At 69.2% G+C, this 6,000-nt stretch carries 5 protein-coding genes and 1 pseudogene; 2 read left to right on the top strand and 4 right to left on the bottom strand.

The window, feature by feature from the left end:
- Positions 1 to 192, top strand: a pseudogene (locus G0D83_RS04520) (aldehyde dehydrogenase); the annotation flags it as partial.
- 119 nt (positions 193 to 311) lie between these two features.
- Here G0D83_RS04520 and G0D83_RS04515 read toward each other — a convergent pair.
- Genes G0D83_RS04515 through G0D83_RS04500 form a run of 4 tightly spaced genes read right to left on the bottom strand, consistent with a single transcriptional unit; the run spans position 312 to position 4,780 of the window.
- On the bottom strand, positions 312 to 1,142 hold the full coding sequence (locus G0D83_RS04515) for a DUF296 domain-containing protein (protein WP_164189941.1): 831 nt from the start codon (positions 1,140 to 1,142) through the stop codon (positions 312 to 314).
- Positions 1,139 to 2,773 carry an acyl-CoA synthetase gene (locus tag G0D83_RS04510; protein WP_164189939.1) on the bottom strand — a complete coding sequence of 545 codons (1,635 nt, stop codon included), beginning with the start codon at positions 2,771 to 2,773 and terminating at the stop codon, positions 1,139 to 1,141. The genes G0D83_RS04515 and G0D83_RS04510 overlap by 4 nt, the downstream gene beginning before the upstream one ends.
- Complete coding sequence (locus G0D83_RS04505; protein ID WP_164189937.1) at positions 2,770 to 3,939, bottom strand: acetyl-CoA acetyltransferase; 1,170 nt, start codon at positions 3,937 to 3,939, stop codon at positions 2,770 to 2,772. Before G0D83_RS04505 ends, G0D83_RS04510 begins: the two co-directional genes overlap by 4 nt.
- 10 nt (positions 3,940 to 3,949) lie before the next feature.
- A complete protein-coding gene (locus G0D83_RS04500) occupies positions 3,950 to 4,780 on the bottom strand; it encodes an IclR family transcriptional regulator (protein WP_164189935.1) in 831 nt (276 codons plus the stop codon).
- A 183-nt stretch (positions 4,781 to 4,963) separates the two neighbouring features.
- Here G0D83_RS04500 and G0D83_RS04495 point away from each other — a divergent pair, with 183 nt between their 5' ends.
- A complete protein-coding gene (locus tag G0D83_RS04495) occupies positions 4,964 to 5,968 on the top strand; it encodes a DctP family TRAP transporter solute-binding subunit (protein ID WP_164189932.1) in 1,005 nt (334 codons plus the stop codon).
- Positions 5,969 to 6,000 lie beyond the last annotated feature (32 nt).

The following is a 6,000-nucleotide window of genomic DNA, read 5'->3' as shown; positions in this document are numbered from 1 at the left end:
GCCGGCCGGCTGCTGGTCAACGGGTTCCCGACCGGCGTCGAGGTCTGCGACGCGATGGTCCACGGCGGGCCTTACCCGGCCTCGACCAACTTCGGCGCCACCTCGGTGGGCACCCTCTCGATCCGCCGCTTCCTGCGCCCGGTGAGCTACCAGAACCTGCCCGACGCGCTGCTGCCCGGCGATCTGACGTAAGCCGCGCCGCACCCGAGACGCGCCCGCGCTGCCCGACCGGCGGCGCGGGCGTTTGCGTCTGGGCAGGCGTATTTGGAAAGTCGCGCGGGGCCCGGCGCGGGCCCCCGCCCGCAGCCCGGCTATTCCCCGATCAGCAGGAGTTCCGCGGTGATGCAGATCTGGTTGTCATGCGGGCGCAGGACGCCGGACACCGGCCTGCCGTCAAAGCCGACCGAGGCGACGTTGAGGATCACGCTGTCGCCGGTCAGCCGCCCGGCGCGCAGCAGCACCTCGGTGGCGTAGCTCTCGAGCTCATCGTGTTCGAAGCGGCTGTGCACGAGGCTGCCGATGCCCTCGATCCGGGCCTGGCCAAGCGGGGCACCAGCCTGCGGCAGCAGCGCGTGGGGGTCCTCGTTCGGGCGCAGGGTGCAGAGCAGGGCGGGACGCCCCTCTCCGGGCGCGCCCACCGCCGTGGGGGAAAAGAGATCGAAGCCGGTCTCCGGGTCCGCCGCGACGCTCAGCGTGGCACCGGTGAGGCCCCAGCCGTGCACCAGCACGTCTTCGGCAAGGGTCGACTGCTGCGCCAGGAGGTGGCCCATCCGCGGCTGCCCGTCCTGGCCGGACCAGAGCCCGTGGCAATGCACGAAGGGCGCGCCGTCCTTCACCCCCAGGTGCAGCCCGGCCTCGCTGAGCAGGGCGCCGTCGAGCACATGGGTCTTGCTGTACCAGGCGGCGCGCCCGTCTCCGGGGGCGGGGGCAGGGATGACATAGGCGAGCCGCGCGAAGGCGGCCTCGGTCAGCCGCAGGTAACCGGCCGAGAAACCCGCCTCGGCAAGCGCCTGCACCACCGCCTGCTCGACGGTGAGCCCCGCGGCGAGGCGCAGCTCCAGCTTCTGGGCACGGCAGGGCAGGGCGGTGAAGCGCCCGGACGCCCGGGGGCCCGGGTGCGCGAGCTGCTGCCGGAGGGTCATGGCGCCGGGCTCCTCTCCGGGTTCCGCTCCGGGGCGCCCGCCCCCGCCGTCGGCAGGTCGCCGCGCGCGACCAGCGCCTCGCGGATCATCTTCTTGGTGATCTTGCCATAGGCGCTTTTCGGCATCTCCTCCCAGAAGACCACGTGGCGGGGCAGCTTGTAGCGGGCGATCTTCGGGGTCAGCCAGCCCAGCAGCGCCTCGGGGGTCAACCCCGCGCCGCGCCCCACGCAGACCGCGACGCCGATCTCGCCCCAGACCGGGTCGGGCATGCCCAGCACGGCGACCTCCGAGATCTCGGGATGGAGCAGGATCTTCTCCTCGAGTTCGCGCGGGTAGATGTTCGAGCCGCCCGAGATGTACATGTCCGAGGCGCGCCCTGTCAGGTAGACGAACCCCTCGGCGTCCATGTGCCCCAGATCGCCGGTGAGGAACCATCCACCCCGGAAGCTCTTGGCATTGGCCTCGGGGTTGTCGAAATAGCCGGCAAAGACGGCGGGGCCGATCACCGCGATCTCGCCGGTCTCGCCCGGAACGACCTCATTCCCCTCGGCGTCCTGGATCTGCACCTGCATGCCGGTCCGGGCAAAGCCGCAGGAGCCGATGCGCATCGCGCCATCCTCCGCCGAGTGATGCGCGGGCGGCAGCACGGTGATATTGCCGGTGACCTCGCCGAGGCCGAAGTACTGCACCAGCTTCGGCCCCAGCACCTGCAGCGCGCGGATCTGGTCGGCGCGGTACATCGGAGCGCCGGCATAGATCATGTAGCGCAGGCTCGCATGATCGTGCTCGGCGACCGAGGGGTGTTCGACCAGCAACTTGACGATGGTGGGCACGGTGAAAAGGTTCGTGACCTTCCACTTGGCCACCAGTCCCCAGATCTCGTCAGGGTCGAACTTGGCCCCGGCGGGCAGGATCGTTTTCACCCCATGCGCCACCTGCGCCAGCTGGTGGATGCCCGCACCATGCGACAGCGGCGCGACGACGATCGAGGCGTCCTCCGGCCCGGTACCGGGCATCAGGTCGCACAGGTGGTTGGTGACGACAAAGGCCATCTGCCCATGGGTCAGCACCGCCGCCTTGGGCCGCCCCGTGGTGCCGGAGGTGAAGAAGAACCAGCAGGGATCGTCGCGCTGGACCGCCGCCTGCGGCGGGCGCTGGCCGAGGTGGGCGGCCACCAGCGCCTCGTAGCTCTCCCCCAGACCCTCGCCGATGCCGATCACGAAGCCGAGGCCGTCGCAGGCGGCGGCATGCTCGGGGAAGGCGGCCTCGCAGAGCATGCCCTTGGCCTGCGAGCTTTGAGCCAGAAAGGCAATGTCCTCGGGCGACTGGCGGAAGTTGGCGGGCACCCAGACCGCGCCGATGCGCCAGCAGGCGAACATCGCCTCGAACATCTGGTTGTTGTTGGCCGATTGCACCAGCAGCCGGTCGCCCTTCTGCAGACCGAACCGGCCCTGCAGCGCGGCGGCAAAGGCGGCGGAGCGCGCCTCCATCTCGGCCCAGGTCCAGGTCCGCTCGCCCCAGACGAAGCCGATCTCATCGGGGTGGCGGCGGGCGCTCTCGGTGAGGAAGTTGGCAAGGTTCATCACCCGCGTGGACACGGGGGGCAGGCCACCGGAGAGGTCGATGGTCATTTCACCCGCTCCAGGATCGACACGTAGTTGGTCACCGCTGCGCCGCCCATGTTGAACACGCCCGCGATCTCTGCGCCGGGGATCTGCATCTCGCCCGCCTCGCCGGCAAGCTGCATCGCCGCCATGACGTGCAGCGACACGCCGGTGGCGCCGATCGGGTGGCCCTTGGACTTGAGCCCCCCCGAGGCGTTGACCGGCAGCCTGCCGTCCTTGGCGGTGATCCCCTCGCGGATCACCCGCCCGCCCTGGCCGCGCTCGGCAAGGCCCATGGCCTCGTATTCCAGCATCTCGGCGATGGTGAAACAGTCGTGGGTCTCGACCAGCGACAGATCGTCGAGGCTCAGCCCCGAGGTCTCGAAGGCCTGCTGCCACGCCCGGCGGGCCCCGGCGAATTCCAGCACGTCGCGGCGCGACAGCGCCATGATCTCGTTGACGTGGCTGCGCGCGCGGAAGGCGATGGCGCGCTGCATCCCGGCCGCGGTGTCGGCATCGGCCAGCACCAGCACCGCCGCCCCGTCCGAGACCAGCGAGCAATCGGTGCGCCGCAGCGGCCCCGCGACGATCGGGTTCTTCTCGGAGACGGTGTTGCAAAAGGCGGTGCCGAAATCCTTGCGCATGTGCGCCAGCGGGTTGGCCATGCCGTTGGCGTGGTTCTTGGCGGCGATCATCGCCAGCTCTTCGCTCTTGTCGCCGTAGCGCTGGAAGTAGCTGCCGGCGATCTGCCCGAAGAGCCCGGCGAACCCGCCGCTGATGTCCGCCTCTTCCTTGCAGTAGCTGGCGCCAAGGAGGATGTCGCCGACCTCGGCCGTCGGGGTCGCGGTCATCTTCTCGGCGCCCACCACCAGCGCGATGCGGCCGCGTCCGGCGGCGATGAAATCCATCGCGCCGTGCAGGGCGGCCGAGCCGGTGGCGCAGGCGTTCTCATAGCGCGTGGCGGGGGTGTGGGCAAAGCGTTCATCGCCCATGGCGACCAGCGCGCCCTGGAAATCCTGCTGCGAGAACCCGTTGTTGAACACTCCGACGAAGAGCCCGTCGACATCCTCGGGGGTGATCCCGGCGTGCTCCAGCGCCTCGCTCACGGCGGCGGCCATCAAGCTTTCAGTGTCCGGGTGCTCGGACTTGCCAAAGGGTGTGTGGCCCCAGCCGACGATCTGTGGGTCTTGCATCATGTCCTCCTCAAATGCGGGTGCGCGCGGCGTAGAGCTGCGCGAGTGTCTGTTCGATCTCCTGCGCCGCGGCCTGCAGCTGTGCCACGAGCTCCTCGCGGCGCGGCTGCTGCATGCGGCTTTCGATGGCGGCCAGCGACAGCGCGCCGGCCAGCGCACCGTCCGGACGACGCAGCGCCACGCCAAGTCCCCACGAGTCGGGAAACACCAGACCCGGGTTCAGCGCGTAGCCCTGCGCCCGGGTCTCGGCGACGCGGGCACGAATCTGCGCGGGCGGCAGGCCGGGGTAGTCGGCCTCGAGTCGCGCGGCATTGGCGGCCAGCGCCGCCTCGACCTCGGCGTCGGGCAGGGCCGAGAGCATCGCCAGCGACCCCGCGCCGACCCCCAGCGGGTGCAGCCGCCCGGTCATCAGCGCGTATGTGCGGATCGGGTAGGTGCCCTCCTCGCGGTGCAGGCAGAGCGCCGAGAAGCCGCGCCGGACCGACAGGAAGGCGGCGTCCCCGGTCTGCTGCGCCAGTCGCGACAGGGGTTCGAAGGAGAGTTCCAGCAGCCCGTGCCGATGCGCCGCGAAAGTCCCGAGAATGTAGGATTCCTCGCCCAGGAAATAGCGCCGCGTCGCCTCGTTCTGCTCGACCATGCCGTTGCGGATCAGCGCCAGCATCAGCCGCCGCACGGTGGGTTTGTTGAGCCCCGACTCCGCGACCAGCTCACCCAGGCTTGCGCCCTCGAGCGGGCGGCGTCCGACCATGCCGAGAAGCGCCAGCGCGCGGTCGACGCTCTGGCTGCCGGCGAGACTGCCGGGGGTGCTGCCGTCCCTTGTGTGTTCCATAATATGGACCATCTAGGTCCATCTCCTCCCGCGGGACTTAGAAAAGTTGCCCCGTAATATTTTGATCCTTTCAGAATATTGCAAGTTGTTCTTGTCCGTGGCAATGAAACTGTTCCATGATGTGGATCGTCGTGCGGGGCAGGGAGGTCGCGCAGGGCGGGGCCGAGGGCGGCCCGAGACTCCTGGGAGGACAGAATGACTTTCGCGAAACTGGGCACCACCGCCCTCGCAACCGTGCTCGCCGGCGCACTGATGGTCGGCGCCGCTGCCGCCGAGACCCTGCGCCTGTCGCACAACACCGGCGACACCACCACCTGGCAGAAGGGCGCCGACAAGTTCGCCGAGCTGCTCTCGGAAGCCACCGATGGCGACATCACCGTGCGCGTCTTCCCGAACGCCCAGCTCGCCGGCGGCGACCAGATGCGCCAGGCCGAGATGGTCGGCCGCGGGGCGCTCGATCTCGTGGTGACCTCGGCGATCAACGTGACCCCGCTGGTGCCGGAGATGGCGGCCTTCTCGCTGCCCTACCTCTATGCCGATTACGACCAGGTCGATGCGACCACCCAGGGCGAGCCCGGCGCCAAGTTGGCCGAGATCCTCAAGGGCAAGGGCATCGTCGTGCTGGCCTGGGGCGAGAACGGCTTCCGCGAGGTGACCAACAACACCCGTCCGGTGAAGTCCCCCGAGGACATGAAGGGCCTCAACATGCGGGTCGCCGGCCCGATGTACATCGACGTGATGAATGCGCTCGGCGCCAACCCGCAGCAGATGCAGTGGGGCGAGACCCTGACCGCGCTGCAGCAGGGCGTGGTCGACGGGCAGGAAAACCCGATCGGTGCGGTGATCATCCCGCAGCAGGTCTACGAAGTGCAGAAGTATCTGACCACCTGGCACTATTCCTATGATCCGATCTTCATCGGCATCAGCCAGAAGAAGTGGGACAGCTACGATGCAGACACCCAGGCCAAGCTGAAGAGCGCCGCCGAAGAGGCGATGAGCTACCAGCGCGAGATCAGCCGCGAGGCCACCGCCTCGGGCATCGACTTCCTGCGCGAGAAGGGCATGGAGGTCTACGAGCCCTCCGCCGAGGAACTCGCGGCCTTCAAGGAAGCCACCCAGCCCGCCTTCGACGAATGGGCGGCCAAGGTCGGCCCCGAGCTGGTGCAAAGCTTCCAGACCGCCATCGACGGCGCGAAGTAACCCTCCGAAAACGGCGTGTCCCCGCGGGGACA

Source organism: Salipiger sp. PrR003 (genome assembly GCF_010500785.1).
In the GTDB taxonomy this organism is placed as follows: Bacteria; Pseudomonadota; Alphaproteobacteria; order Rhodobacterales; family Rhodobacteraceae; genus Salipiger; species Salipiger pacificus_A.
Note: the sequence above shows the minus strand (reverse complement) of the source record. Positions and strands in the feature narration are given on the sequence as shown.